This window comes from Streptomyces aurantiaciflavus, assembly GCF_049808595.1.
GTDB lineage: Bacteria > Actinomycetota > Actinomycetes > Streptomycetales > Streptomycetaceae > Streptomyces.
This window is the reverse complement of the sequence record NZ_JBNCAQ010000003.1, coordinates 251,770-277,578: the sequence shown is the minus strand read 5'-3', so window position 1 is coordinate 277,578 and position 25,809 is coordinate 251,770. Positions and strand designations below refer to the sequence as shown.

Annotated in this window: 24 protein-coding genes; 14 read left to right on the top strand and 10 right to left on the bottom strand. The window is 72.2% G+C overall.

Translation table 11 applies throughout. From position 1 onward, the window contains the following. Positions 1–150 precede the first annotated feature (150 nt). Positions 151–1,176, top strand: coding sequence for an ATP-binding cassette domain-containing protein (locus tag ACPT94_RS04735; RefSeq protein ID WP_425245179.1), 1,026 nt, complete (start codon positions 151–153; stop codon positions 1,174–1,176). Beyond that, on the top strand, positions 1,173–2,039 hold the full coding sequence (locus ACPT94_RS04730) for an ABC transporter permease (protein WP_360338990.1): 867 nt from the start codon (positions 1,173–1,175) through the stop codon (positions 2,037–2,039). Before ACPT94_RS04735 ends, ACPT94_RS04730 begins: the two co-directional genes overlap by 4 nt. A 29-nt stretch (positions 2,040–2,068) precedes the next feature. Here the strand turns inward: ACPT94_RS04730 and ACPT94_RS04725 are convergent, their stop codons facing one another. Beyond that, complete coding sequence (locus ACPT94_RS04725; protein WP_425245178.1) at positions 2,069–5,710, bottom strand: AfsR/SARP family transcriptional regulator; 3,642 nt, start codon at positions 5,708–5,710, stop codon at positions 2,069–2,071. Between the two features lie 32 nt (positions 5,711–5,742). Next, positions 5,743–6,018 (bottom strand): hypothetical protein, encoded by a 276-nt coding sequence (locus tag ACPT94_RS04720; RefSeq protein ID WP_360338996.1) that lies wholly within the window; start codon positions 6,016–6,018, stop codon positions 5,743–5,745. Positions 6,019–6,121: 103 nt separating this feature from the next. Between ACPT94_RS04720 and ACPT94_RS04715 the strand changes: the two genes are divergently transcribed. Further along, positions 6,122–6,922, top strand: a complete 801-nt coding sequence (locus ACPT94_RS04715; RefSeq protein WP_360338999.1) for a site-2 protease family protein — start codon at positions 6,122–6,124, stop codon at positions 6,920–6,922. On the opposite strand, the gene ACPT94_RS04710 is transcribed toward ACPT94_RS04715, so the two are convergent. Then, positions 6,912–7,091 carry a hypothetical protein gene (locus ACPT94_RS04710; protein ID WP_360339002.1) on the bottom strand — a complete coding sequence of 60 codons (180 nt, stop codon included), beginning with the start codon at positions 7,089–7,091 and terminating at the stop codon, positions 6,912–6,914. The genes ACPT94_RS04715 and ACPT94_RS04710 overlap by 11 nt on opposite strands. A 98-nt stretch (positions 7,092–7,189) precedes the next feature. Continuing rightward, positions 7,190–7,906 (bottom strand): NADPH-dependent F420 reductase, encoded by a 717-nt coding sequence (gene npdG / locus ACPT94_RS04705; protein WP_360339005.1) that lies wholly within the window; start codon positions 7,904–7,906, stop codon positions 7,190–7,192. Between the two features lie 127 nt (positions 7,907–8,033). Here npdG and ACPT94_RS04700 point away from each other — a divergent pair, with 127 nt between their 5' ends. Further along, positions 8,034–8,633: a hypothetical protein gene (locus ACPT94_RS04700; protein WP_360339008.1), complete on the top strand. Its 600-nt coding sequence runs from the start codon at positions 8,034–8,036 to the stop codon at positions 8,631–8,633. A 43-nt stretch (positions 8,634–8,676) separates the two neighbouring features. Here the strand turns inward: ACPT94_RS04700 and ACPT94_RS04695 are convergent, their stop codons facing one another. After that, positions 8,677–8,910: a hypothetical protein gene (locus ACPT94_RS04695; protein ID WP_360339011.1), complete on the bottom strand. Its 234-nt coding sequence runs from the start codon at positions 8,908–8,910 to the stop codon at positions 8,677–8,679. 58 nt (positions 8,911–8,968) lie between these two features. On the opposite strand from ACPT94_RS04695, the gene map reads away from it, so the two are divergent. Further along, positions 8,969–9,826 carry a type I methionyl aminopeptidase gene (map, locus tag ACPT94_RS04690; RefSeq protein ID WP_360339014.1) on the top strand — a complete coding sequence of 286 codons (858 nt, stop codon included), beginning with the start codon at positions 8,969–8,971 and terminating at the stop codon, positions 9,824–9,826. 199 nt (positions 9,827–10,025) lie between these two features. Beyond that, on the top strand, positions 10,026–10,673 hold the full coding sequence (locus ACPT94_RS04685) for a biliverdin-producing heme oxygenase (protein ID WP_360339017.1): 648 nt from the start codon (positions 10,026–10,028) through the stop codon (positions 10,671–10,673). A gap of 27 nt (positions 10,674–10,700) precedes the next feature. Here ACPT94_RS04685 and ACPT94_RS04680 read toward each other — a convergent pair whose 3' ends face one another. Further along, on the bottom strand, positions 10,701–11,345 hold the full coding sequence (locus ACPT94_RS04680) for a PhzF family phenazine biosynthesis protein (RefSeq protein WP_360339020.1): 645 nt from the start codon (positions 11,343–11,345) through the stop codon (positions 10,701–10,703). A gap of 560 nt (positions 11,346–11,905) precedes the next feature. On the opposite strand from ACPT94_RS04680, the gene efeO reads away from it, so the two are divergent. Genes efeO through ACPT94_RS04660 form a run of 4 tightly spaced genes read left to right on the top strand, consistent with a single transcriptional unit; the run spans position 11,906 to position 16,189 of the window. After that, positions 11,906–13,045, top strand: a complete 1,140-nt coding sequence (gene efeO, locus ACPT94_RS04675; protein WP_360339023.1) for an iron uptake system protein EfeO — start codon at positions 11,906–11,908, stop codon at positions 13,043–13,045. 17 nt (positions 13,046–13,062) lie between these two features. After that, positions 13,063–14,337 (top strand): iron uptake transporter deferrochelatase/peroxidase subunit, encoded by a 1,275-nt coding sequence (gene efeB / locus ACPT94_RS04670; protein WP_425245177.1) that lies wholly within the window; start codon positions 13,063–13,065, stop codon positions 14,335–14,337. A gap of 3 nt (positions 14,338–14,340) precedes the next feature. Continuing rightward, on the top strand, positions 14,341–15,225 hold the full coding sequence (efeU, locus tag ACPT94_RS04665) for an iron uptake transporter permease EfeU (RefSeq protein WP_360339029.1): 885 nt from the start codon (positions 14,341–14,343) through the stop codon (positions 15,223–15,225). Continuing rightward, on the top strand, positions 15,173–16,189 hold the full coding sequence (locus tag ACPT94_RS04660) for an SCO2278 family lipoprotein (protein WP_360339032.1): 1,017 nt from the start codon (positions 15,173–15,175) through the stop codon (positions 16,187–16,189). Before efeU ends, ACPT94_RS04660 begins: the two co-directional genes overlap by 53 nt. 104 nt (positions 16,190–16,293) lie before the next feature. On the opposite strand, the gene ACPT94_RS04655 is transcribed toward ACPT94_RS04660, so the two are convergent. From ACPT94_RS04655 to ACPT94_RS04645, 3 genes are all read right to left on the bottom strand, one after another. Continuing rightward, positions 16,294–17,031, bottom strand: coding sequence for a bifunctional DNA primase/polymerase (locus ACPT94_RS04655; RefSeq protein ID WP_360339035.1), 738 nt, complete (start codon positions 17,029–17,031; stop codon positions 16,294–16,296). A gap of 123 nt (positions 17,032–17,154) precedes the next feature. Beyond that, the gene (locus ACPT94_RS04650; protein WP_360339038.1) at positions 17,155–17,778 is read right to left on the bottom strand and encodes a TetR/AcrR family transcriptional regulator; all 624 of its coding nucleotides are present in this window, start codon (positions 17,776–17,778) and stop codon (positions 17,155–17,157) included. 132 nt (positions 17,779–17,910) lie between these two features. After that, positions 17,911–18,912: a Gfo/Idh/MocA family protein gene (locus ACPT94_RS04645; RefSeq protein WP_360339041.1), complete on the bottom strand. Its 1,002-nt coding sequence runs from the start codon at positions 18,910–18,912 to the stop codon at positions 17,911–17,913. 81 nt (positions 18,913–18,993) lie between these two features. Here ACPT94_RS04645 and ACPT94_RS04640 point away from each other — a divergent pair, with 81 nt between their 5' ends. From ACPT94_RS04640 to ACPT94_RS04630, 3 genes are all read left to right on the top strand, one after another. Further along, positions 18,994–20,412 (top strand): multidrug effflux MFS transporter, encoded by a 1,419-nt coding sequence (locus tag ACPT94_RS04640; protein WP_360339044.1) that lies wholly within the window; start codon positions 18,994–18,996, stop codon positions 20,410–20,412. Positions 20,413–20,526: 114 nt separating this feature from the next. After that, positions 20,527–21,612, top strand: coding sequence for a serine hydrolase domain-containing protein (locus ACPT94_RS04635; RefSeq protein WP_425245175.1), 1,086 nt, complete (start codon positions 20,527–20,529; stop codon positions 21,610–21,612). 284 nt (positions 21,613–21,896) lie between these two features. Continuing rightward, positions 21,897–22,874, top strand: a complete 978-nt coding sequence (locus ACPT94_RS04630; protein ID WP_425245174.1) for a small ribosomal subunit Rsm22 family protein — start codon at positions 21,897–21,899, stop codon at positions 22,872–22,874. A 59-nt stretch (positions 22,875–22,933) separates the two neighbouring features. Here ACPT94_RS04630 and ACPT94_RS04625 read toward each other — a convergent pair whose 3' ends face one another. Then, positions 22,934–24,574 carry an alkaline phosphatase D family protein gene (locus ACPT94_RS04625; protein WP_425245173.1) on the bottom strand — a complete coding sequence of 547 codons (1,641 nt, stop codon included), beginning with the start codon at positions 24,572–24,574 and terminating at the stop codon, positions 22,934–22,936. A 283-nt stretch (positions 24,575–24,857) separates the two neighbouring features. Between ACPT94_RS04625 and ACPT94_RS04620 the strand changes: the two genes are divergently transcribed. Next, positions 24,858–25,628, top strand: a complete 771-nt coding sequence (locus tag ACPT94_RS04620; RefSeq protein ID WP_360351355.1) for an SDR family oxidoreductase — start codon at positions 24,858–24,860, stop codon at positions 25,626–25,628. Positions 25,629–25,809 lie beyond the last annotated feature (181 nt).

Here is a 25,809-nt window from a genome sequence, read left to right as displayed (position 1 = left end):
CGCCGTCGTGGTTCCTCAATTGATGGTTGCTGTGTTCGTCATTGATGGTTGCTGTGTTCGTCGGGGATTTGTCGGTGGTGTCGGCGATCTTTCGGCGGCTGTCGGTGGTCTGTCGGTGGTTTGTCGGTGAGCGCTGACACCGTCATCGGCATGACGCGAATCGACAAGAACCCCAGCGGCGCCGGCAGCGCCGTCACCGTGCGGGGGCTGGTGAAGCACTACGGCGAGACCAAGGCGCTGGACGGCGTCGACCTCGACGTGCGGGAGGGCACCGTCATGGGGGTCCTCGGCCCGAACGGCGCCGGAAAGACCACCCTCGTCCGCATCCTGTCCACCCTCCTCTCCCCCGACGCCGGCCAGGCCACCGTCGCCGGCTACGACGCCGTACGCCAGCCCCGGCAGCTGCGCCGGGTGATCGGCCTGACGGGCCAGTACGCCTCCGTGGACGAGAAGCTCCCGGGCTGGGAGAACCTCTACATGATCGGCCGGCTGCTCGACCTGCCGCGGAAGGACGCACGCGCCCGCGCCGACGAACTGCTGGAGCGGTTCTCGCTGACGGACGCCGCCAAGCGGCCCGCGAGCACCTACTCCGGCGGTATGCGGCGGCGGCTCGACCTGGCCGCCTCGATGATCGGGCGGCCGGAGGTGCTCTTCCTCGACGAGCCGACCACCGGGCTCGACCCGCGCACCCGCAACGAGGTGTGGGACGAGGTCAAGACGATGGTCGGCGACGGGGTGACTGTCCTGCTGACCACCCAGTACATGGAGGAGGCCGAGCAGCTCGCCTCCGAGCTGACCGTCGTCGACCGCGGCAAGGTCATCGCCGGCGGTGCCATCGACGAGCTCAAGGCCAAGGTCGGGGGGCGGACCCTGCGGGTGCGGCCGGTCGATTCGATGCAGTTGCGGCCGCTCGCCTCCGCGCTCGACGAGCTCGGCATCACCGGGCTCGCCGCCACGACCGTCGACACCGACAGCGGTTCCGTCCTCGTGCCGATCCTCAGCGACGAGCAGCTGACCGCCGTGGTCGGCGCCGTCACCGCGCGTGGCATCACCATCAGCTCCATCACCACCGAACTGCCCAGCCTGGACGAGGTGTTCCTGTCCCTCACCGGCCACCGCGCCAGTGCCCCGCAGGACGCCACGCCCACCGACACCCGCGAGGAGGTCGCCGCATGAGCGCCCACCCGTCGCCCACCACCACCCTGAACGAGGCGCTACGCGCCGCCCCTTCGACGACCGCTGCCGTCACCACCGCCGACGCCCGTATCCCGCTGCGCGGCCACCTCCGCCACACCGGCGCCCTGATCCGCCGCAACCTGCTGTGGATCAAGCAGGACCCCGAGTCGATGTTCGACGCGCTGCTGATGCCGGTCGTCTTCACCCTGCTGTTCGTGTACGTCTTCGGCGGCTCGATCGGGCAGGCCCTGGGCGGCGGGCAGGACGGGTACGTGCAGTACGTGATCCCGGGCATGATCGCGATGATGAGCATGTCGCTGTCCCAGGGGGTCGGCACCGGCTTCAGTCAGGACTTCAACTCCGGTGTCATGGACCGCTTCCGGTCGCTGCCGATCGGGCGTGGTTCGGTGCTGTTCGCGAAGATCTCGGTCGAGCTGGCGCGGATGCTCTTCGCGACCACCGTGCTGATGATCGTCGCCGTCCTGGTCGGCTTCGACATCACCAGCTGGCCCGGTCTGTTCGCGACTGTCGGTCTGTCGGCGGTGTTCGCCTCGTCGATCATGTGGGTGTTCCTCACCCTGGGCGTGATCCTGAAGAACGCGCAGTCCGTGCAGGCGATGGGCTTCCTGGTGCTGTTCCCGCTGCAGTTCGGCTCGTCGATCTTCGCGCCGACGGCGTCGATGCCGGGCTGGCTGCAGGCCTTCACCGACTACAACCCGCTGTCCACGCTCGCGGACGCCTCGCGCGGGCTGATGGTGGGCGGCCCGGTCGCCCACGACCTGTGGGTGACGCTCGCCTGGTCGGTGGCCATCACGGCCGTGATGGCGCCGGTCGCGATCCACAAGTTCCGTACGAAGAACTGACCGTGGCCGTCCCGTCGTGGTCGTCCCGGTCACACCAGGGCGGCGGCCTCCTCGTAGGAGAGGCCGCCGCCTTCGGCGTACGCGGCCTCGTACGCCTCGTCGCCGAGGACGGCCCGGGCGGCAGTCACGGCCCAGGTGCGGGTCGTGCGCTCCAGACGGACGGCGACATGGCGCTCGGGCAGCAGGGCGTCGGCGGTGCCGAGGCAGCGGGCGGCGGCCTCCGCGCGGCGGCCACCGTCGGCACCGGTCAGGGCCATGGCGGAGACGTAGAGGTAGAAGGAGCGCATGTGCGGGGCGATGGTCAGGGACAGCTTTTCACCGGCGCGTTCCAGCGCCTTGCGGACCATGGCCAGGGAGTCGTCGTAGCAGCCGTCCGCCGCTTCCACCCACGCCTCGGCGCCGAGGATGAGGGCGTCGAAGAAGACGAAGTGCGCGATCCCGAACTCCTCGCGCAGCAACCGGAGTTGCTCGCGAGCCTCGGCGCGGCGGCCGGTGAGACCGAGGTGACCGGCGAGGAAGAGGCGGGCGGCGGGCATGGCCTCGTTGGCGATGCCGTACGGGTTGTCGATCACCTCGCGCAGCAGGCGCTCGCCCCGCTCCTCCTCCCCCGCCTCCAGGAGTGCGCTGCCCAACCGGGCCTCGAGGACCGCCACCTGGTGGCGGGCGCCGAGCCGTTCGGCCTGGGCCACGGCCTCCTCGTAGTCGGCGGCGGCCTCCCGGTGGGCGCCCAGCCGTTCGCGGGCCTCGGCACGCGCGGACAGGGCCTCGGCCGCGCCCCACGCGTCGCCCAGGCGGCGGAAGGCCTCCAGCGCCTCGTCGGCGTCCCGGCCCGCGTCACCGGCCCAGTCGGAGCGGTTGGCAAGGAGGTTGGCGCGCAGTTGCAGGCAGGAGGCGAGCTCCCACTCGTAGCCGGGCGTGCTGCGGCAGGTCTCGACGTTGGCGTCGGCGATGGCGTGGATGCGGTCCATGTCACCGGTCAGCAGCACCGCGTAGAACCAGAGCAGGCCGGGGATGCGGCAGGTCTGCGGCAGACCCGGGGTGTACGTGTCGCCGATGACGCGCAGCTTGTTCTGTGCCGCCGGGGTCTGCCAGGCGTCCAACTCGGTGTCCATGGTGGACAGATGGGCCAGGTGGACGCCGCGCCGGGCCTCGGCGAGGACCTCACCGGTCATCGGCGGCGGGTCGTCGGTGCAGGATCTCCACACCGGGGCGGCGGGGCGGACGGGTTCGGCGAAGGGGTCGGGGCCGAGGGACATGACCTCGCGGCACCAGGTGCGGGCCTCGATGCGCAGGTCGCGCATGGTCCAGTACCAGACGAGGGAGAGGACCAGGCAGAGCCCCTCCTGCTCGTCGCGCACGGCGACGGCCCGGCGCAGCGCGGTGCGCAGGTTCTCGTACTCCAGCTGGAACCGGTCGATGGCGGCGCGCTGCTCGGGGCCGCGCAGCAACGGCTCGGTGGTGCGAGCGAGTTCCCGGTAGTACGTGAGGTGCGCGCGCTCGGCGGAGGGGCGGCCGCCGGACTCGTCGAGGCGTTCGCCGGCGTACTCGGCGACGGTCTCCAGCAGCCGGTAGCGCATCGCGCCGTCGGGCGCCGGGGCGGCGACGACCAGCGACTTGTCGACGAGGGAGCCGAGCGCGTCGAGGGCGGCCGGGCCGCACACGGCCTCGGCGGCGGCGAGGTCGCAGCCGCGGGCGAACACCGACAGCCGGCCGAGGACCTCGCGTTCCTCCTCGTCGAGCAGGTCCCAGGACCAGTCGACGACGGCGCGCAGGGTCTGCTGACGGGGCAGGACGGTGCGGCTGCCGGAGGTCAGCAGCCGGAAGCGGTCGTCGAGCCGGTCGGCGATCTGCCGGGGCGTCAACATCCGCAGCCGGGCGGCGGCCAGCTCGATGGCGAGGGGCAGGCCGTCCAGGCGGCGGCAGATCTCGGCGCAGGCCTCGGGGTCGTCGTCGACCCGGAAGCCGGGCCGGGCGGCCGCTCCCCGGTCGGCGAACAACCGTAGCGCGACCGGCTCCGGCAGCGGCTCCACGGGCCGCAGCACCTCGCCGGGTATGCCGAGGGGTTCGCGGCTGGTGGCCAGGACCGTGAGTTCGGGGCAGTGCCTGAGCAGCTCGTCGACGAGCCGGGCGGCGGCCTCGACGACGTGCTCACAGTTGTCGAGGACGATCAGCATGCGGCGCCGGGCGCAGTGCTCGACGAGGCGTTCCACGGGGTCGTCATGGCGCTCGGCCACCGACCGCATCTCCTCGGCGCCGGCGCCGTACAGCACGGTCTCGCGGGCTCCCAGGGCGGTGAGGACGGCCTGCGGCACGGCGTCCGGGTCGGCGACCGGCGCGAGCTCGGCCAGCCACACCCCGTCGCGTGCCCTTTCCCCTACGGTCTCGGCGGCCTCCTGCGACAGCCGCGTCTTGCCGGCGCCGCCGGGCCCGAGCAGCGTGACGAGCCGGGCGGCGGCGAGATCACCCCGGATCGCCTCGATGTCGGCCTCCCGGCCGACGAAGGAGGTGAGACGGGCACGGAGGTTGCCTCGGGGCGGGGCGGAGGCGGCCGGTGGCTGGGCGGAGGCGGTCGGGGGGTGGGCGGAGCCGCCCGGAGAGTGGGCAGGACCGTCCGAACCCCGGGTGGAATCGGCCGGCGGCCAGGCGGGATCGCCCCACGGCCGGGCAGCACCGTCCGAGGGCCCGGCCGGAACGCTCGACGGTCGGCCAGAGCCGCTCGACGACCAGGCAGCACCGCTCGACGACCGAACGGGACCGCTCGACGACCGAACGGGACCGCTCGACGACCGATCGGGACCGCCCGACGACCGGTCCGAACCGGCGAAGGCGGTCGGGCCCGGACGCTCCCGGCCCGGGCCCGGACGCTCCCGGCCCGGGCCCGGATGGTCCCGGCCCGGGCCCCAGTCCTCCCGGTCCGGACCGAGGTGGTCCCCGGCCGGGCGCGGCAGCTCTGCAGGGGTCAGTAACGCGGCGTGCAGCGAGCGCAGTTCGGGGCCGGGGTCGGAGCCCAGCCGGTCGGCCAGGAGCCGGCGTACGTCCTCGTAGGCGGCGAGGGCCTCGGCGGTGCGGCCGGCGTCGCGCAGGGCGCGCAGACGCAGGGCCTGGAGGGGCTCGTCGAGGGGGTGGGCGTCGCACAGGGCGGTCAGCTCGGGCAGGGACTGCTCGGCATGACCGAGGGCGAGGGCGGCGGTGTGCCGGGCGCGTACGGCGTCGAGGCGGCGGGCCTCCCGGCGGGCGGCCTCGGAGGCGCGGTCGGGCAGGTCGGCGAGGGCCGGGCCCTGCCACAGGGCGAGGGCGTCGTCGAGGAGGACGGCCGCCTTGGCGGGGTCGCCGTCGGTGAGAGCACGCCGGCCGTCATCGGCCAGCCGCTCGAAACGGTGCAGGTCGACGGCGTCGGGCGCGGCGGTGAGCCGGTAGCCGCCGTCCACCGAGGCCACCGCGTCCGCGCCGAGGGCCCGGCGCAACCGCCCGACCAGCGCCTGCAGCGCCCCCGTCGCGTCGGCGGGGGGCTCCCCGGCCCACACCTCCTCCACCAGCATCCCCGCGGGCACGGTCCGCCCGGCACGCAAGGCGAGCACGGTCAGCAGCGCGCGCAACCGCGCCCCGCCGACGGCGACGGGTGTCCCGTCGGGGCGGAGTGCCTGGGTGGTGCCGAGGATGCGATAGCGCACGGGGTCATTGTCTCCGGTGAGGGCGGGGCGGGTCACGGGGCTTCCACGGCGCGGCGGGGCGGGGCCGGGCCCTGCGAAGGGCGTCCGCCGTGACGCCGTCGGTCTCCGCGCCGGGAGCGGCCCCTCGTACGGAATGCCACGGGCCCGGCGGGCGGCGTACGGCAGCCGAGCCGGTCGGGCCGGCCGCCGTCGAGCACCGCGCCGGCAGCCTGGAGCAGCAGCGGCCACCGCGTCTCGTCCCCCGCCGAGAACGGCGTATCGCGGCGCTCCGTCCGCCGGCTCTCGTGGAGCATGTGCCACCGTCCCATGGCCCCACCTTCCTAGGAACCGACCACCGACCGCGAGACGTTTTCGCCCTACGACAGGTACGGTCGGGCAGTTCCACGCCCGCGCCTAGCTCAGGGAGCCCCATTGACCACCGCCCTCACCCGCCGCAGTGACCGGCGGATCAGCCCCGTCTTCGTCGGGATCGTGGCCGTCATGGCGGTCACGGGATGGGCGACCTGGACCGGATTCGCCGCGGAGCCGGGCGTGGCCGTGTTCCTGTTCGTGACGGCGGCCTGGGTCGTGTCGCTGTGCCTGCACGAGTACGCGCACGCGCGCACCGCCCTGCACAGCGGCGACATCTCGGTCGGCGCGAAGGGGTACCTGACGCTCAACCCGCTCAAGTACACGCACGCGCTGCTCAGCATCGTGCTGCCGGTGCTGTTCGTGATCATGGGCGGCATCGGTCTGCCGGGCGGCGCCGTGTTCATCGAGCACGGGCGGATCCGGGGGCGGTGGCGGCACAGCCTGATCTCGGCGGCCGGTCCGCTGACGAACGTGCTGTTCGCCGCGGTGTGCACGGCGCCGTTCTGGCTGGACGCGCTGGACGGCGTGCCCGCCGACTTCCGCTACGCGCTCGCCTTCCTCGCCCTGCTCCAGGTCACGGCGGCGATCCTGAACTTCCTGCCGGTGCCCGGCCTGGACGGCTACGGCGTGATCGAGCCGTGGCTCCCGTACAGCGTGAAGCGGCAGGTGGCGCCGTTCGCGCCGTTCGGGCTGCTGTTCGTGTTCGCGCTGCTGTGGGTGCCGTCGGTCAACGGCGCGTTCTTCGACGTGGTCGACGCGGCACTGCGCGGTCTCGGGATCAGCGACCTGGAGACGTACTGCGGTGACGGTCTGTACCGCTTCTGGGAGGGGACCCCGGAGATCTGCACGTTCAACCCGTGACCGACCTGCGGGCCTTCTCGCGCTTGACGTAGTACCAGGTCATGTTGGACGACAGGCCGGCCAGCAGCACCCACACGACGCCCAGCCAACTGCCCTGAACGAAGGAGACGACCGCGGCGGCCACGGCGAGCAGGCAGACGGCGAGGGAGTAGAGGGCGAGGCGGGGCATGGGGGTGTTTCTCCTGTCGGGTCCTGTCCGGTTCCGTGTCCGGGTCCCGTCGGGGGACACTGGCGCACTGCTGGTACGGAACAGTGTCCCCCATCCCCTCACACGTCGGTGATGCGGAGCCCCGCGTGCGCCTTGTACCGGCGGTTCACCGAGATCAGGTTGGCGACCAGCGACTCCACCTGGTGGGCGTTGCGCAGCCGTCCCGCGAAGACGCCCCGCATGCCGGGGATGCGGCCGGCCAGCGCCTGCACGATCTCGACATCGGCGCGCTCCTCGCCGAGGACCATGACGTCCGTGTCGATCTCGTCGATCTCCGGGTCCTGCAGCAGCACGGCCGACAGGTGGTGGAAGGCCGCGGCGACCCGGGAGTCGGGCAGCAGGGCGGCGGCCTGTTCGGCGGCGCTGCCCTCCTCCGGCTTCAGCGCGTAGGCGCCCTTCTTGTCGAAGCCGAGCGGGTTGACGCAGTCGACGACGAGCTTGCCCGCCAGTTCCTCGCGCAGGGACTCCAGGGTCTTGCCGTGACCCTCCCAGGGCACGGCGACGATCACGATGTCGCTGCGGCGCGCGGTCTCGGCGTTGTCGGCGCCCTCGACACCGTGGCCGAGCTCGTCGGCGGCTGCCTGGGCGCGGTCGGCGGCCCGCGAGCCGATGATCACCTTCTGGCCGGCCTTGGCGAGCCGGTAGGCGAGGCCCTTGCCCTGCGGTCCGGTCCCGCCGAGCACGCCGACGACGAGCCCGGAGACGTCGGGGAGGTCCCACGGGTCCTTGGCGGGGGCCTTCGCGGGGGCGTTCTGTGCGCTGTCGGTAGAGGTCATGGGCCGACTTTACGTGCGCGTGGGCACGCCGGCGGGGCGGGGTGGCGGCGGTCACGCTTCCCCGGGTCGGGGGAATCCACGGCGAACGCCGGGACGGGGGCGGGCGCGTGGTGCAGGATGCCGTCGCATGGACGCCGTACGGGTCGCGCTGCTGCGCGAAGTGCTCGCCGGGACGGAGTGGCTGGGGGCCACGCGGAGGTTCGCCACGGTGCTGCGGGGGTCCGTGGTGTCGCACGGCGGCGGACTGCTGCTGGTGGGCACCGCGGACTACGAGCCCTGGCATCTGGCGGCCCACCTGGTGGACGAGGCCGCCTGGTCCGGTACGCCGGAACTGGCGCCCACTCTTGTACGGCATGACGCCCGCCCCTCCGATCCGGCGCACCTCGCGGTGGGCCTCGGGCGGATCGAGGCCGCCCGTCGGGGCGAGACCCTGCTGGTGGTGACGCCGCAGGGGGACGTGCCGCTGCTGGAGCGGGTGTCGGACGCGCGACGGGCCGGGGTCACCGTGCTGTCCCTCGGTCCCGGTGAGGGGGAGTTGACGGCCCTGGCGCACGAGACGCTGGCCGTGCCGGACGGCTCGGAGCTGGACCTGGACACCGTGCAGCACCTGGTGAGCGCGGCGGCGGGTGAGCACGCGGTGCCCTCCCCGAAGGGTCGCCGCCGCCTCCGCGACAGGCTCTCCGGACTGGTGGAGTCCCTGACGGCCCCGCCGCCCACGCCCTGGTGACCGTGGCCCTGCCCCCGGCCGTCCGTCCCGGCCGGGGCCGGTGTCAGTCCTCGTCCGTCGCCCCGCCCGTCGGTGCGTCGTGCCATCGGGGGTCGTTCTCCCACTGGAGGTTGCGCTCGCGGGCCGTCGCCATCGCGTGTTCGGCCTCGCCGCGGGTCGCGTACGGACCGAAGCGGTCCTTGGCCGGGCACTCCGGCCCCTCCTCGACCTTCTTGTGCTCCAGGCAGTAGTACCACTCGCCGGGCTTGCCGACCGTCCGCTTCTTGAACAGGGCCATGACCAGCTCCTCTCGCCAACGACATGTTCCCCCATGCCCGCTGGTTAGACTCGCTGGCATGTCTGGCCAGTCGTTGCTCGTGCCCGGGGAGCTGTCCCCCACCCGTTCCGTGCCCGGAAACATCCGGCGCCCCGAGTACGTCGGCAAGCCCGCGCCGACCCCGTACACCGGGCCGGAGGTGCAGACGCCCGAGACGATCGAGGCGATGCGGATCGCGGGCCGGATCGCCGCGCGGGCGATGGCGGAGGCAGCCCGGCTGATCGCGCCGGGCGTGACCACCGACGAGCTGGACAAGGTGGCGCACGAGTACCTGTGCGACCACGGCGCCTACCCCTCGACGCTGGGCTACCGCGGCTTCCCCAAGTCGCTGTGCACGAGCGTCAACGAGGTCATCTGCCACGGCATCCCGGACTCGACCGTCCTGCGCGACGGCGACATCGTCAACCTCGACGTGACCGCGTACATCGGCGGAGTGCACGGCGACAACAACGCGACCTACCTGGTCGGGGACGTCGACGAGGAGAGCCGGCTGCTGGTGGAGCGGACCCGTGAGTCCCTCGACCGCGCGATCAAGGCGGTCAGGCCGGGGCGGCAGATCAACGTCATCGGCCGGGTCATCGAGTCGTACGCGAAGCGGTTCGGGTACGGGGTGGTGCGTGACTTCACCGGCCACGGGATCAACTCGTCGTTCCACTCGGGGCTGATCATCCCGCACTACGACAGCCCGCACGCGACGACCGTCATCCAGCCCGGGATGACCTTCACGATCGAGCCGATGCTGACGCTCGGGACGCACGAGTACGACATGTGGGACGACGGCTGGACGGTCGTGACCAAGGACCGGAAGCGGACGGCTCAGTTCGAGCACACGCTGGTGGTGACGGAGACGGGCGCGGAGATCCTCACGCTGCCGTAGCTCCCCCGTCCCCGCCCCGCGGCGCTCGCGGCGCCTCACGACGCGCGGAAACGCGCTCTCTCCCCTCAGCCCGCTCTCTTCTCGGAGAGCGGGTTTCTGGTTCTCGCGTTACGTTTTTTACCGACGGGTCGTCGGAAAAGGTGCCGACACCAGGTCGGCAAAACATTGACTTCAGGTCGCCTGACGAAGGTCTGCCGCCATGGACTCCTTCTCGACAGTCATCCGCACCGCGTCCCACGAGCAGCACACGGAGGCCGAGACCTCGACGTTCATGAGCGACCTGCTCGGCGGGCGGCTCGGCGTCGACGCGTACGCGCGCTACACCGAGCAGCTGTGGTTCGTGTACGAGGCCCTGGAGGCCGGGGCCGAGCGGCTGGCGTCGGATCCGGTGGCCGGGCCGTTCGTCCGGCCGGAGCTGTTCCGGCTGCCGGCGCTGGAGCGGGACCTGGCCCATCTGCGGGGTCCCGGGTGGCGGGCGGGACTGTCCGCGCTGCCGGCGACGCGGGCGTACGCGGAGCGGGTGCGCGAGTGCGCCGAGCGGTGGCCGGCCGGATACGTCGCCCACCACTACACGCGTTACCTCGGCGATCTCTCCGGCGGGCAGATCATCCGCGACAGGGCGGAGAGGACCTGGGGCTTCGAGCGGAAGGGCGACGGCGTCCGCTTCTACGTCTTCGAGGGGATCACCGACCCGGCGGCGTTCAAGCGGGGGTACCGGGAACTGCTGGACGCGGTGCGCGCGGACGATCTGGAGAAGCAGCGGATCGTGGCCGAGTGCAAGCGGGCGTTCGCCCTGAACACCGCGATGTTCAGGGCGTTGGGCGAGGAGTTCCCGCTGTCGGCGTGAGCGTCGGACGGGGGGCGCCCGTGGGGCTCAGCGCTCCAGGAAGACCCGGCCGCCGATCTCGACCCAGCCGTACGGCTGCGGGGCCGTGAGGATCTGGGAGCCCGCGCCCTGGGTGATGTTGAGGGCCCGGCCCAACTGGTCCGTGAGGAGGAGCGCCGCCGCGCCCGTGGCCTCGTCCTCGTCGATGCCGTCGCCACGGCCGGGGAAGGCCCGTGCGCGGATCCGCCCGGCCGGCTCGTCCTCCCAGGCCCAGGCATAGATCCACTCGCCAGGCGGCGGCACGGGCAGGTCGTCGACCTCGGCGGCGGTGGCGTACTGGCGGAGGGTGCGCGGTGGGGCCCACTCCGCCCGCGCCTCGATCCAGCTGAACTCGCCGTCCAGGCGGGCGCCCACGACCCCGGCGGGCGTGACGAGTTCGGGCACGTCGAGCAGCCAGGCCGTGCCCACGCAGGGGTGGCCGGCGAAGGGCAGGCGCAGGGTGGGGGTGTAGATGTCGATGATCCCGCGCTCGGGGTCGTCGACGAACACGGTTTCGCTGAAGCCGAGCTTCGCCGCGAGCTCCTGCCGCTCGCTCCGCTCCGGCACGCGTGAGCCGTCGCGGACGACGCCCAGTTCGTTGCCGTATCCGCCGTTGGGCGCGCAGAAGACACGGAGCACGTCGTAATCAGTCACCGGGGAATTGAAACATCGTGCGGGCGGGGGTGCGGTCGTGGGCGCAACAGGTTGCCGGGCATCGGCGCAGGCGCCGAAGGGTTTCCGCCCCGCCGCCCCACTCCTTCCCGTCCCTGGACGGCTGCCGCCCCGGGCCCCTGCTTCGGCCCCGAACGGGTCTCGCGCTCCAACTCCCCCAGAGGGGGACCCCGAAGGCGGGCCGGCGATACCGGCCTCGACAGGAAGCGGGCGCCTTTCCCGGCGAGTTGATGCTGTCGTCCGCGCAGCACCGAGTGGGGCTCGGGGGCGCGGAGTCGGACTCGTGCGGCACCCCCGGCCCCGCCGTCCCCGGCGATGTCCTCGATGCCCGCAAACCCGAAGCGGAACCTTTGAATCTCCTTTGACTGATTCTTTGCGCCCGATTTGGGGGACCGTGATCATCTCGCGCTCTTACAGCGTCTATGAGAGCTGAATCACGGCACGGTCGGGTATCACACAGGTAAGCCTTGGATAAGTTAGGCAAGCCTCACCGATTCGAGTGAGCCCTGTCACGCGATTTTTCAGCCACGCTGGGAGCCCTCATGCCCGCCGCCAGACTGTCCGTCGTCACCGCCGTCGCAGCCGCGGCGGCCCTGACCGCCGTCACCGGCTGCACCGAGAAGAGCGACGCCGCCGACGGCGACCGCGTGATCAGCGTGACCGCCACCGACGACAAGTGCGACACCTCCAAGAAGGAGATCGCCGCCGGGCACCTCGAACTCGCCATCGAGAACAAGGGTTCCAAGGTCACCGAGGTCTACGTCCTCTTCCCCGACGACCGGGTGGTGACCGAGCGCGAGAACATCGGCCCCGGCACCAAGCAGCGCGTCACCGCCGAGGTGAAGGCCGGCGACTACCAGATCGCCTGCAAGCCGGGCATGAAGGGCGACGGCATCCGCCAGGACCTCAAGGTCACCGGCGGCTCCGTCGCCAAGCGCGACCCGCGCCTGGACAAGGCCGTGGCCGCCTACCGGGCGTACGTGCAGACCCAGGCGGACGAGACGCTGCCCAAGGTCAAGACCTTCGTGGCGGCGGTCAAGGCCGGTGACCTGGAGGCCGCGAAGAAGGCGTACGCGCCCTCCCGCATCGGCTGGGAGCGCACCGAGCCGGTGGCCGAGTCCTTCGGCGACATCGACCCGAAGGTCGACGTCCGCGCCGACGGCCTGGAGGCGGGGCAGGAGTTCACCGGCTGGCACCGGCTGGAGAAGGCCCTCTGGCAGGACAAGAAGATCGGCGCGACGGAGAAGACCCTCGCCGACCGGCTGGTGACCGATCTGACGGACTGGCAGAAGCGGGTCGGCAAGGCCGAGATCACCCCGACCTCCATGGCCAACGGCGCCAAGGAACTGCTCGACGAGGTCGCCACCGGCAAGGTCACCGGCGAGGAGGAGCGCTACTCGCACACCGACCTGGTCGACTTCAAGGCCAACGTCGAGGGCGCGCAGCAGTCGTACGAGCTGCTCAAGCCGGTCGCCAAGGAGAACGACCCGGCGCTGGTCTCCGAGCTGGACAAGCAGTTCGCCGCGCTCGACGCCCTGCTCGACAAGTACCGCGCGGACAAGACCTCGTACGACTTCGTCTCGTACGACAAGGTCACCGAGGCCCAGCAGAAGGAGCTGTCGGACGCGGTGAACGCGCTCGCGGAGCCGCTGTCGAAGCTCGCCGCCGCCGTCGCGAAGTAAACCGGGAGGTCAGGAACATGACGGACGTGACGGACTCGGACGGCACCTCGGCCACCACCTCGGCCACGCCCACCCGGCGTGCGCTGATCGGCTGGGGCGGTGCGGGGCTCGCGCTCGGGGCCGCCGCGGCCGGCGGCGCGGTCGCGATGGCCCGGACCGGGAACGACGTGGACCCGGCCGGCGCCGAGGCGGGCGCCGCCGTCGCCTTCCACGGCACGCACCAGGCGGGCATCGCCACGCCCGTCCAGGACCGGCTGCACTTCGCCGCCTTCGACGTGACCACCACCGACCGCGCCGCGTTCGTGCAGCTGCTGAAGGACTGGACCGAGGCGGCCCGCCGGATGACGGCCGGCAAGGCGGTCGGGGACGGCGCGTACGGCGGTCTGCCCGAGGCGCCGCCGGACGACACCGGCGAGGCGCTGGGCCTCAAGCCGTCCCGGCTGACCCTCACCCTCGGCTTCGGCCCGTCGCTGTTCAAGAAGTTCGGGCTGGACGCGCAACGGCCCGAGGCGCTGGTCGACCTGCCGCAGTTCGCCGGGGACAACCTCGACGCCAACCGCAGCGGCGGCGACCTGTGTGTGCAGGCGTGCGCGGACGACCCGCAGGTCGCGGTGCACGCGATCCGCAACCTGGCCCGGATCGGCATGGGCAAGGTCGTCATCCGCTGGTCGCAGCTCGGCTTCGGCAAGACCTCGTCGACGACGCCCGAGGCGCAGACCCCGCGCAATCTGATGGGCTTCAAGGACGGCACCCGCAACATCGCGGGCACGGAGACGGACCGGCTGGAGAAGTTCGTCTGGGTCGGCGAGAAGGACGGCCCCGACTGGATGGCGGGCGGCTCCTACCTCGTCGCCCGCCGCATCCGCATGCACATCGAGACCTGGGACCGCACCTCCCTGCAGGAGCAGGAGGACATCTTCGGCCGCGACAAGGGCGAGGGCGCACCCGTCGGCAAGGCGAAGGAGCGCGACGAGCCGTTCCTGAAGGCGATGAAGCCCGATGCGCACGTCCGCCTCGCGCACCCCGACGCCAACCACGGGGCGACGATCCTGCGGCGCGGCTACTCCTTCACCGACGGCACCGACGGCCTCGGCCGCCTGGACGCGGGCCTGTTCTTCCTCGCCTACCAGCGGGACGTGCGCGAGGGGTTCATCCGCATCCAGCGCAACCTCGCGACCGACGCGCTCAACGAGTACATCCAGCACGTGGGTTCGGCGGTCTTCGCCGTCCCGCCGGGCGTCCGTGACAAGGACGACTGGTGGGGCCGGACGCTGTTCTCCAAGGAGGCCTAGCCCGTGTTCTCCAACTACCTGATCGGTCTGCGCGAGGGCCTGGAGGCCAGCCTCGTCGTCTGCATCCTCATCGCCTACCTGGTGAAGACCGGCCGCCGGGACGCCCTGAAGCCGGTGTGGACGGGCATCGCCGTCGCGGTGCTCCTCGCGCTGGGCTTCGGCTGCGTCCTCGAATTCGGCTCGCAGGAGCTGACGTTCGAGGCACAGGAGGCGCTCGGCGGCTCGCTGTCGATCCTCGCCGTGGGCCTGGTGACGTGGATGGTGTTCTGGATGCGGCGCACCGCCCGGCATCTGAAGGCCGAGCTGCACGACAAGCTGGACGCGGCCCTCGCGATGGGCACGGGCGCGCTGGTCGCCACGGCGTTCCTGGCCGTCGGCCGGGAGGGCCTGGAGACGGCCCTGTTCGTGTGGACGTCGGTGCGCGCGGCCGGTGACGGCACCGCGCACCCGGTGATCGGCGCCGGACTGGGCCTGGCCACGGCGGTGTTCCTCGGCTGGCTGTTCTACCGGGGCGCCCTGCGCATCAACCTCGCCAAGTTCTTCACGTGGACCGGCGGCATGCTGGTGGTGATCGCGGCGGGCGTGCTGGCGTACGGCTTCCACGACCTGCAGGAGGCCGACTGGCTGCCGGGCCTGAACGACAAGGCCTTCGACATCAGCGGCGCCATCCCGCCGGACAGCTGGTACGGCACGCTGCTGAAGGGCGTGTTCAACTTCCAGCCCGATCCGACGGTCCTCCAGGTCACGGTGTGGCTGCTGTACCTGGTCCCGACGCTCACGCTGTTCCTCGCCCCGGTAGGGTTCGCCTCCGGGAAGGGGAAGGTGAAGGCACCTGATGACCAGGGAACGCAGCCTGAGGACCGGCCGTCCACGGCTCCGCGGGCTTGACCGGAACGCACTCATGGCGGCCTCGCTCACCGTCGTCTCGCTGACGGCGAGCGGGTGCGTGGTGGTCCACGGCGAGCGCGAGGTGCTCCCGACGGCCACCCGGGCCGAAGCCGCCAAGGCCGTCCAGCAGTTCACGGCCGCGTACAACAAGGCGGACGCGGCGTACGACGGTTCCCTGGACGCCGAGCACACCACGGGGGCGCTCGGCGCCATCGACGCGGCGCGGCTGAAGGCGGGGCGCGTCAACCACCCGGACGGCAACCCGCAGCACCAGCCGCTGGTGTTGACGGACGTGAAGTACACGATCCCGAAGAAGGCGGGCTGGCCGCGCTGGTTCGTCGCCGACGCCAAGGCCAACAAGGGCGGCGACGCGCGCTGGCTGCTGGTGTTCACCCGGGATGCCCGGTCGAACCCGTGGGAGGCGGCCTACCTGACGCTGGTCGCGCCGGGCGCGCTGCCGGAGTTCACCAAGGACAAGGACGGCTGGGCCGAGGCCGTACCGTCCGACTCCGCCGAACTGGTCCGCGCGCCCCGGGACTTGAGCAAGGACTACGCGACCTACCTCCAGAACGGCGGGGGCGCCTTCGCGGACGGCGCGTTCACCAGCGAGCTGCGTGCCACGCGGGCGAAGAACTCCAGCAAGCCGGGCCTGGCCACGCAGTACATCGACGAACCGCTGACCACCGGCGACTTCGCGCCGCTGGCGCTGCGCACGGCGGACGGCGGGGCGCTGGTCTTCTTCACCACGCACCACTACGTGAAGCAGACGGCCGCGGCGGGGGCGTCGGTGCCGACGCCGAACGAGAACGTGCGGGCGTTGACGACCGGAGAGATCTCGCAGTCGCTGACCATGGAGTTCGTCGCGAACGAGGTCGCCCTCGCGCCGGCGAAGGGGGACGCCGGGGACGGGAAGGTGTCGTTGCTCAGCCGACTGGAAGGGCTGACTGCGGCCAAGGGGGAGTAGCAGCGCCTCGGGGTCTGCGTGGTCACTGTCGTCCTCGGGGCTGCGGGCCATATGCGACTGGTCGCGCAGTCCCCCGCCCCCCTGAGGTGTTGCGCTCGGGTCGCTCAGTGACGCAGGGGCCACGTCGCAGTCGTGTGGCCGGGCTCCTGGCCGGCGTACCTGGCGCACGCGTCCGTCAACGGCTCCAGGAGGGTCAGTGGGTCCGGGAGCGGGTGTTCGGGGCCGCGGAGCCAGTGGACCGCGCGGTCGTCGTCGCCGGGGAGGCGGGCGGGGGGTACGAGGACGTAGGAGCCACGGCAGTGCCAGCGCAGGCCGGGGTGTTCGTCCATGGTCTCGGGGTGGCAGTCCAGTTCGCAGGGCCACCACTCGTCCTCGTCCTCGGGAGTGCCGCGGGTGAGGGTGAAGAAGAACATGCGGCCGTCGTCGCTGACGGCGACCGGGCCGACGTCGACGCCGGAGGCGAGCAGCCGGTCCAGGGCTTCCTGGCCCGCCTCCAGCGGCACGTCCAGGACGTCGTGCACCATGCCGGTCGCGGTGATGAAGTTGGCCTGCGGCTGGTGGCGGGCCCAACGCTCGATCTGGGCGCGGTCGGTGGTGGACTGGGTCTGCCAGGCGAAGGAGACCGGATGCCGGGCGGGGGTCGGACAGCCGACCCGGTCGCAGGAGCATCGGTAGCCGGGGGCGGGGTGCGCGGCGGGTGCGAGCGGCAGTCCCGCTCCGGCGGCGGCGAGCAGCAGGGCCTCACGGCCGCCGTCGTCGGCGGCCTCCTTCGGGCGGCGTCCCCGCAGCCACTGGGAGAGTTTGCCCTGCCGGCCGGTTCGGCCGCCGAACTCCGCGCTCATCTATCCCCTCGCCTCGCTGTGGTAGCGGACAGCATGCCCTATGGTCCCACCATCCTGCGCATCGGGGGTCCGGTGCCCCCAATCGGGGCAGGTGGGGCGAGGGGTACGGATGGGCCAGAGGGGTCATCGGGGCGCGAGGCCGTACAGCGCGTAGTCGACGAGGGTGTCGGTGTACTCGTACGAGATCGGGCCCGTGTGCTGCAGCCAGCGCTGGGCGAGCGGGGAGACGAAGAGCTCCAGGGCGATGCGCGGGTCGACGTCGACGCGGACGTCCCCGGCCTCCTGGGCGGAGCGCAGTCGGTCGACGTAGAGCTGGAGCTGGGGTTCGAGGAGCTTGGCGACGAACTCGCGGGAGAGCTGCTCGTTGACGAGGCCCTCGGCGGCCAGGGCGCGGGAGGGCGCCTCGAAGCGGGGGTCGAGGAGTTCGTCGACGGTGGCGCGCAGTACGGCCTTGAGGTCGGCGGCGAGGTCACCCGTGTCCGGGATGGCGTACGGCACCTGCCCGGCGGCCTCGGCCGCCTGCTCGGAGAGGTCGAGGAAGGCCTCCAGCAGGACGTCGGCCTTCGACCCCCACCAGCGGTAGATGGTCTGCTTGCCGACGCCGGCGCGGGCGGCGATGCCCTCGATCGTGGTCTTCGGATAGCCGGCCTCCGCGACGAGGGCGAGCGCGGCCTCGTAGATGGCGCGCCGGGACTTCTCACTGCGACGGCTGGTGTCGGGGGCCGGCTTTCCGGACTGGGTGACCATGGATCGACGGTACCAAGGCGGTGAGACGGGGCGTCTCGCCGCCGACCCGGCAAGGGCGCCGCGCAAAGGACATGCACGGTAAAGGCCCTGCACGGGAAAGCGCCTTACGGGAAAGCGCGCCACGAAAAGGGCTTACGCGGCCTCCCCCGGATACCGCACCCCGATCCGCTCCCGGACCGCGTCCAGCGTCCGCATCACGGCGAGGGTGCCGTCGAGCGGGACGAGCGGGGACTCGGTCTCGCCGGCCCGGATCGCGCGCATGACCTCGCGGGCCTCGTGCCGGAAGGTGGTACGGGGCCCGTCGGCCGGGTCGGCGGCGAACTCCTCGGGGTCGCGGCCGGCGCGGTGCAGGACGAGCCGGTCGGGGTGGAAGAAGCCCGACGGGATGTCGATACGGCCGCGCGAGCCGGTGACGGACGCGGAGACACCCGTACCGCCGACGAGGGAGCAGTGCAGGGCGGCGAGCGCGCCGGAGTCCCAGGAGAGCGCCAGCGCCGTCTGGAGGTCGACGCCCTCGGCGGAGAGGACGGCCTGCGCGGAGATGCCCGAGGGTTCGCCGAGCAGCAGCTGGGCGAAGGAGACGGGGTAGACGCCGAGGTCGAGCAGGGCGCCGCCGCCCTGGGCGGGGTCGCGCAGCCGGTGCGAGGGCGGGAAGGGCCCTTCGAGACCGAAGTCGGCCTGCACGGTCCGCACGTCACCGATCGCGCCGTCGTCGACGAGGGCCTTGAGCCGGCGGATCAGCGGGTTGCAGTACGTCCACATGGCTTCCATGAGGAAGCGACCGTTGTCCCGGGCCAGCGCGACCAGCTCCTCGGCCTCGCGCAGGTTCAGCGTGAACGGCTTCTCGCAGAGCACGTTCCGCCCGGCCTTCAGGCACAGGGCGGTGGCGGCCCGGTGGGCGGAGTGCGGGGTGGCGACATACACGACATCGATGTCCTCGTCCTGCGCGAGCGACTCCCAGTCGCCGTACGCCCGGGGGATGCCGAACCGTTCGGCGAAGGCGTTCGCCGAGGTCTCGGTGCGCGAGGCGACCGCCACGACCTCCGCCTCCGGCAGGTCGATCAGGTCCGCCGTGAAGGCGGCGGCGATCCCGCCGGTCGCCAGGATCCCCCACCGCACGCTGTCCGTCGTCATCCCGCCCACCCTCATGCCGTCCCAGCAGTGTGTTCGAGCTGAGAGCATAGGTGGCGCAGATGTCGGAGAGGGAGGGGCCACATGCCCGAGGGTGGGGCGCCGATACCGGGCGTGTCGCAGACGGCCGATACGAGAACAGAACAGTCGGGACATCCAGAACATCAGGGGCATTCGGAGCACCCCGGACAGCCAGGACGATCGGAACATCGGGGACAGTCGAGGCAATCAGAGCGGACAGGGCAGCCGGGACAGTCGCAGCGCACACAGCGCCGTACAAGCCTGCTGGTCACCCTGATCCTGGGCGGCCTGACCGCCACTCCCCCGCTGGCGATGGACATGTACCTCCCGGCGCTTCCCGAGGTCACCCGCCACCTGCACGCTCCCGCGGCGACCGTCCAGCTCACGCTGACCGCCTGCCTGGCCGGCATGGCCGTCGGCCAGCTGGTGGTCGGCCCGATGAGTGACCGCTGGGGCCGCAGGCGCCCGCTGCTCGCCGGACTGGCCGTGTACATCCTGGCGACGGCCCTGTGCGCGCTGGCGCCCACCGTCGAGTCGCTGATCGCCTTCCGGCTGGCGCAGGGCCTCGCGGGCGCGGCCGGCATCGTCATCGCGCGGGCGGTGGTGCGCGACCTGTACGACGGCATGGCGATGGCCCGCTTCTTCTCCAACCTGATGCTGATCTCGGGCGTGGCCCCGGTGGTGGCGCCGCTGATGGGCGGCCAGATCCTGCGGGTGACGGACTGGCGGGGCGTGTTCGTGGTCCTCACGGTGGTCGGCGTCCTGCTGGCCGCGCTGGTGGCGACGAAGCTGCCCGAAACCCTCCCCCCGGCCGAACGTCACTCGGGCGGTGTCGGCGAGGCGCTGCGCTCCATGCGCGGCCTGCTCGCCGACCTCCCCTTCGCCGGTTACATGCTGACGGGCGGCTTCGCCTTCGCCGCCCTGTTCGCGTACATCTCCGCCTCGCCCTTCGTCATCCAGGAGATCTACGGCGCCTCCCCGCAGACCTTCAGCCTCCTCTTCGGCCTGAACTCGGTCGGGCTGGTGGTGGTCGGCCAGATCAACGGCAAGGTGCTGGTGGGCCGGGTCCGTCTGGACCGCGTCCTGGCAGGGGGCCTCACGGTGGTCGTCCTGGCCGCGACCGCCCTGCTGCTGATGGCGACGGGAGTGTTCGGCGAGGCCGGCCTGGCTCCCGTGGCGGCGGCCCTCTTCGTCCTGATGTCCGCGATGGGCGTCACCCTGCCCAACGCCCAGACGCTCGCCCTGCTGCGCGTCCGCCACTCCGCCGGCTCCGCCTCCGCGCTCCTGGGCACCTCCTCCTTCCTCATCGGCGCGGTCGCCTCCCCGCTCGTCGGGATCGCCGGCGAGGACACCGCCGTCCCGATGGCCGTCGTCCAACTGGCGGCGGCGCTGGTGGCGCTGACCTGCTTCGTGGGACTGTGCCGTCCCTGGACGAACATGGAGGCGGAGGACGCCCCTCCCGGCGTGGGAGAGGACAGCTGAGCGCGCGAAGAGTCGGAGAGGACATGTGAGCGCGCCGAGAGCGGGAGAGGACAGCTGAGCGCACCGAGACTGCGGGTCGACACCCCGGAACGCGCCGGGCTCGACCCCGAGGAGATGCGTCACCTCGTCCGCGAGGTCCGCGACCTCACCACCGGCGACCGCCCCTGGGCGGCCGGCACCGTGGTGGTCGCCGGCCGCGGCCCGGTGATCGCCGTGCAGGAGGCAGCGGGCTGGGCGGTCCGGTACGCACGCTATGACCCGGAGACCGACACGGGCGTGGAACTGCCGCCCGCCGCCCGCGTCCCCATGACCGTCGACACCCCCTTCGACCTGGCCTCCCTCACCAAGCTCTTCACCGCGGTGGCGGCGGTCCAGCAGATCGAGCGCGGCACCCTGGGCATCGACGCGAGGGTGGGCGCCTACCTCCCCGACTTCCGCGCGGCCGCCGCCCACGACATCACGGTCCGACGGCTCCTGACCCACACCTCCGGTCTGCGCCCCGAGCTGCCCCTCTACGACTGCAAGGACGACACCGAACGCCTCGACCTCCTCCGCGCCGAGGCCCCGACCGGCGAGCCCGGCACCTACCTCTACTCCGACCTGAACCTGCTGCTGCTCCAGCACCTCCTCGAACGCCTCACCGGCCGCTCCCTCGACGTCCTCGTCCACGACGGCATCACCCGCCCCCTGGGCATGACCTCCACCGCCTTCGGCCCCTCCCCCGGCGCGGCCGCCACCGAGGACCAGCGCAGACCCTGGGCCAAGGCCGACCGCGGCATGCTGCGGGGCGTCGTCCACGACGAGAACGCGTGGGCACTCGGAGGCGTCGCCGGCCACGCGGGCCTCTTCTCCACCGGCCGCGACCTGGCGATCTTCTGCCGGACCCTCCTGTCCGGCGGCTCCTACGGCCCCGCCCGCATCCTCGGCCCCGACTTCGTGGAACTCCTCCTCACCCCACCGGGCCTGGGCTTCGCCGTCGATCAGCCCTGGTTCATGGGCGAACTGGCGGGGAGAGGCGCGGCAGGGCACACGGGCTTCACAGGAACGTCGTTGGTGCTGGACCCCGCGACAGACACGTTCCTGGTGCTACTGGCGAACACGGTCCACCCGCGAAGACGCCCCGCGGAGAGCGGGCCGCGGGCACGGGCGGGGACGCGGGTGGCCAGGGCGGTGATTCCGAGTTCGTCGGGTGGGTTGTAGGTGGGGGTGGATGCGTCCGGCCGGTCCGGCGCCTTGCAGGCGGGGGTGGGTGCATGCCGCCGGTCCGGCGCCTTGCAGGCTGGGCCGGCAAAATCCAGCCCGTCCGGCGTTTGAGGACGAGGCCCGTTCAGGGCCGATGCGGGGGTCTGGGGGCGGAGCCCCCAGGGGGACGGCAACCTCTTGGCCGACCGAGTCGGGTGGCGGGGTGGGCGAAGGCCCCGGGGGTCCGGGGGCGGAGCCCCCGGCAAGGCCCGCACCAGCACCGGTGCACTTAGAATCGGCGGGTGAACGACCCCGCATCCCCGGCGGAAGCCCTCCGCAAGCTGCTGGACGGCCTCCCGCCCAGGCAAGCCGCCCAGGCCGTGGACCGGCTCATCGCCAACTACCGGGGCGCCACCCCCACCGACGCCCCCATCCTCCGTGACCGCGCCGACGTCGCCGCGTACGCCGCGTACCGCATGCCGGCGACCTTCGAGGCGGTGCGCTCGGCGCTGGAGGCGTTCGCGGACGCCGTACCGGAGTGGACGCCCGGCAGCCATGCCGACGTCGGCGGCGGGACGGGCGCGGCGACCTGGGCCGTCGCCGCCACCTGGTCCGGCGAGCGCCCGGTGACCGTCCTGGACTGGGCGGAGCCCGCACTGGCCCTCGGCAGGGAGATCGCCACCGCGAACCCCGCGCTGAGGAACGCCCGCTGGCAGCGCGCCCGCATCGGCGCGACCCTCACCCTCGACGACACCGACCTCGTCACCGTCTCCTACGTCCTCAACGAACTCCCCGCCCCCGACCGAGCCGCCCTCGTGGACGCCGCCGCCTCCGCCGCACAGGCCGTCGTGATCGTCGAGCCGGGAACCCCGGACGGTTACGCGAGGATCATCGAGGCCCGCGACCGTCTGATCGCGGCCGGCTTCCACATCGCCGCGCCCTGCCCGCACAGCGCCGCCTGCCCGATCGTGCCCGGCATGGACTGGTGCCACTTCTCGGCGCGGGTCAGCCGCTCCTCCCTGCACCGGCAGGTGAAGGGAGGCTCCCTCCCCTACGAGGACGAGAAGTTCAGCTACGTCGCCGCCGCCCGCTTCCCGGTCACCCCGGCCCCCTCCCGGGTGGTCCGGCGGCCGCAGATCCGCAAGGGCCAGGTGCTCCTCGACCTGTGCGAGGCCGAGGAGCGACTGGACCGGACGACGGTGACGAAGCGCCACGGCGACCTGTACAAGGCGGCCAGGGACGCCGACTGGGGCGACCCCTGGCCGCCGGCCGGCCTCTAGCGAACCGCCGGCCGGCCCCTGGCGAACCGCCGGAAAGGCTTGTGCGCCCGCCGGTGTGATCAGACCGGCCTGAGCCCCGGCTCCCCGACCTCCGTCACAAAGGACGCGGCCGTAGTGATCGGCGCGCCGGGCGTGGTGACGTACGGCACCGTCTTGAAGTCGGCCCGAGCGTGGTCGCGCCCGAGCGAGACGGTGACGTAGCCGCGCCGCCCGTCGTAGAACTTCAGGTGCGGGTTGGCGGTCATGTAGGTGTTCCAGTTCGCGGGCTTCTCGGAGCCGTTGCGCCCGCTCGCGATCGAGGTGGCGACGATCTCCGTGCCGAGCGTGCGCGACGCCGGGTCGTCGAAGTCGTCCTTGATGTCGAAGGCGTACCCGACGTGCACGTCGCCGGTGAGGACCATCAGGTTGTCGACGCCGGCGGCCTTCGCGCCGTCGAGGACGCGGCGGCGGGAGGCGCGGTAGCCGTCCCAGGCGTCCATCGACAGCTTCGCGACCGGGTTGAGGTCGAGCTTGCGCTGGGAGAAGGTGACCTGCTGCGGTACGACGTTCCACAGCGCCCGGGAGGCGCGCCAGCCGTCGAGGAGCCATCGCTCCTGCGTCTGACCGGTCATCGTGCGCGAAGGGTCGTCGATGTCCGGGCCGGGGAGCTGGGCGCCGTCGCCGTAGGCCTGGTCGGAGCGGTACTGGCGGGTGTCGAGGACGTCGAACTGGGCGAGGCTGCCCCAGTGCAGGCGGCGGTACAGCCGCATGTCGGGGCCCTCGGGGAGCTGGGGGCGGCGCAGCGGCTGGTTCTCCCAGTACGCGCGGTAGGCGGAGGCGCGGCGCAGCAGGAACTCCTCCGGCGGCACGTTGTTCTCGGGGGTGTCGTCGGCGTAGTTGTTCTCGGTCTCGTGGTCGTCCCAGGTGACGACGAAGGGGTGGGCGGCGTGCGCGGCCATCAGGTCGGGGTCGGACTTGTAGAGGGCGTACCGCAGGCGGTAGTCCTCCAGGGTCACCGTCTCCCGGTTGAAGAGGTCGGGGAGTGTGCGGTCGGTGTAGTTGCGGTTGTTGCCGACGGAGTTGATCGCGTACTCGTACAGGTAGTCCCCGAGGTGGAAGACCACGTCGACGTCGTCCTGGGCGAGGTGGCCGTACGGGGTGTAGTAGCCGTCGGCGTACGCCTGGCAGGAGACCGCGGCGAGGGTGAGTTCCGCCGCCCGGGAGCGGGTGGCGGGCGCGGTGCGGGTGCGGCCGGTCGGGCTGATCCAACTGCCCACGCGGAAACGGTAGTAGAGAACGCGGTCGGGTTCGAGATGGGGAACCTCGACGTGGACGGTGTGGTGGAACTCGGGGTGGGCGGTCGCGGTGCCGCGTCTGACGACTCGCCGGAACGTCTCGTCACGGGCCAACTCCCAGCGCACCGAGACGCGTTGTGCGGGCAGGCCGCCGTCGGGCTGGTACGGGGCGGGCGCGAGGCGCGTCCACAGGAGCACCGAGCCGGGCAGCGGGTCGCCGGAGGCGACGCCGAGGGTGAAGGGGTTGTCGGTGATCTGCGCGGGGGCGAGTTCGGCGGCGGCCGCGGTGCCGGCCGCCGGGAGGTTGACCGCGAAGGCGAGCGCGGCGGCCGCGCCGGTGACGGTGAGGAAGCGGCGGCGCCCGATGTTCCGGGCGGCGTCGCGGAGTTCGGGGGCGTGCTGGGACTGGTGCGCTGCGGGTGTCATTCCGGTCCTCCCCTGACGATGGCTGCAGGAGGCATTGGAGTGGCCGGGGACGACCCGGGAACGACCTAGGGTTGGCGCGTACACAACAGCTGGATGACGGACGGACAAGTTCCGCATGACGGGCCCGCCGCGAAGGCGGCCCCACAGGCTGAGGCCACACAGGCTGCGACCGCACACGGGGGCGGCCGCACAGACTGCGGCCCCCTACGGAGGCGGCCCCGCACGCTCCGGCCGCGCACGACGCGGGCGGCCCACACGTCGCGCCCCCGTACGCTGCGACCCCATGAATGCCAAGCACACTTCCGAGCAGGCGAGGATCGCCGTGGTCACCGGCGCCGGTTCCGGTATCGGCCGCGCGGTGGCCGTGGAACTGCTGCGCGCGGGCTGGTCGGTGGCCCTGGCCGGCCGCCGCACCGAGCCCCTGGAGGAGACGGCCGCACTCGTTCCCGAGGCCGCGCGTCTCGCCGTACGGACGGATGTCTCACGCCCGGACGACGTGGCGGCCCTCTTCGCGGCCGTGCGGGACCGGTTCGGGCGGGTGGACCTGCTGTTCAACAACGCGGGGACGAACGGTCCTCGTGACGTGCCCGTCGAGGACCTGCCTTACGACGCCTGGCGGCAGGTGGTGGACACCAACCTCAACGGGGCGTTCCTGTGCGCGCAGGCGGCGTACCGGCAGATGAAGGAGCAGCGGCCGCGGGGCGGACGGATCATCAACAACGGCTCGATCTCCGCGCACACGCCCCGCCCGCACTCCGTCGCCTACACGGCGACCAAGCACGCCCTCACCGGCCTCACCAAGTCCCTTTCGCTGGACGGGCGGCCGTACGGCATCGCGGTGGGGCAGATCGACATCGGCAACGCGGCGACCGACATGACGGCGCGGATGCGGACGGGTGCGCTGCAGGCCGGCGGTGAGATCGCGCCGGAGCCGGTGATGGACGTCGCCGATGTGGCGCGCACGGTGCGGCACATGGCGGAACTGCCGTTGGAGGCGAACGTGCAGTTCGCGACGGTTCTGGCGACGGCGATGCCGTACGTGGGACGTGGCTGAACGCTCAACCTACACAAACGGAATACAGACTTCCGGACCATCATCGCCGGTCGGAGGCTTATGCTCGTCCCACCCTCCACACAAGCTTCACAGTTGGAATGCCGGGCTTCCGCAGACCGCACCGATGGGGGAGGACGGCAGCCGTTCCACGGCACCGGATGGGGGTGGACCTCGCGTGGGA

What these genes read in the sequence shown, in the direction of transcription:
- ACPT94_RS04735 (WP_425245179.1), top strand. Translation starts at nt 151, where the DNA reads ATGACGCGAATCGACAAGAACCCCAGCGGCGCCGGCAGCGCCGTCACC.
- ACPT94_RS04730 (WP_360338990.1), top strand. Translation starts at nt 1,173, where the DNA reads ATGAGCGCCCACCCGTCGCCCACCACCACCCTGAACGAGGCGCTACGC.
- ACPT94_RS04720 (WP_360338996.1), bottom strand. Translation starts at nt 6,018, where the DNA reads ATGGGACGGTGGCACATGCTCCACGAGAGCCGGCGGACGGAGCGCCGC.
- ACPT94_RS04710 (WP_360339002.1), bottom strand. Translation starts at nt 7,091, where the DNA reads ATGCCCCGCCTCGCCCTCTACTCCCTCGCCGTCTGCCTGCTCGCCGTG.
- npdG (WP_360339005.1), bottom strand. Translation starts at nt 7,906, where the DNA reads ATGACCTCTACCGACAGCGCACAGAACGCCCCCGCGAAGGCCCCCGCC.
- ACPT94_RS04700 (WP_360339008.1), top strand. Translation starts at nt 8,034, where the DNA reads ATGGACGCCGTACGGGTCGCGCTGCTGCGCGAAGTGCTCGCCGGGACG.
- ACPT94_RS04695 (WP_360339011.1), bottom strand. Translation starts at nt 8,910, where the DNA reads ATGGCCCTGTTCAAGAAGCGGACGGTCGGCAAGCCCGGCGAGTGGTAC.
- map (WP_360339014.1), top strand. Translation starts at nt 8,969, where the DNA reads ATGTCTGGCCAGTCGTTGCTCGTGCCCGGGGAGCTGTCCCCCACCCGT.
- ACPT94_RS04685 (WP_360339017.1), top strand. Translation starts at nt 10,026, where the DNA reads ATGGACTCCTTCTCGACAGTCATCCGCACCGCGTCCCACGAGCAGCAC.
- efeO (WP_360339023.1), top strand. Translation starts at nt 11,906, where the DNA reads ATGCCCGCCGCCAGACTGTCCGTCGTCACCGCCGTCGCAGCCGCGGCG.
- efeB (WP_425245177.1), top strand. Translation starts at nt 13,063, where the DNA reads ATGACGGACGTGACGGACTCGGACGGCACCTCGGCCACCACCTCGGCC.
- ACPT94_RS04660 (WP_360339032.1), top strand. Translation starts at nt 15,173, where the DNA reads ATGACCAGGGAACGCAGCCTGAGGACCGGCCGTCCACGGCTCCGCGGG.
- ACPT94_RS04655 (WP_360339035.1), bottom strand. Translation starts at nt 17,031, where the DNA reads ATGAGCGCGGAGTTCGGCGGCCGAACCGGCCGGCAGGGCAAACTCTCC.
- ACPT94_RS04650 (WP_360339038.1), bottom strand. Translation starts at nt 17,778, where the DNA reads ATGGTCACCCAGTCCGGAAAGCCGGCCCCCGACACCAGCCGTCGCAGT.
- ACPT94_RS04645 (WP_360339041.1), bottom strand. Translation starts at nt 18,912, where the DNA reads ATGACGACGGACAGCGTGCGGTGGGGGATCCTGGCGACCGGCGGGATC.
- ACPT94_RS04640 (WP_360339044.1), top strand. Translation starts at nt 18,994, where the DNA reads ATGCCCGAGGGTGGGGCGCCGATACCGGGCGTGTCGCAGACGGCCGAT.
- ACPT94_RS04635 (WP_425245175.1), top strand. Translation starts at nt 20,527, where the DNA reads ATGCGTCACCTCGTCCGCGAGGTCCGCGACCTCACCACCGGCGACCGC.
- ACPT94_RS04625 (WP_425245173.1), bottom strand. Translation starts at nt 24,574, where the DNA reads ATGACACCCGCAGCGCACCAGTCCCAGCACGCCCCCGAACTCCGCGAC.
- ACPT94_RS04620 (WP_360351355.1), top strand. Translation starts at nt 24,858, where the DNA reads ATGAATGCCAAGCACACTTCCGAGCAGGCGAGGATCGCCGTGGTCACC.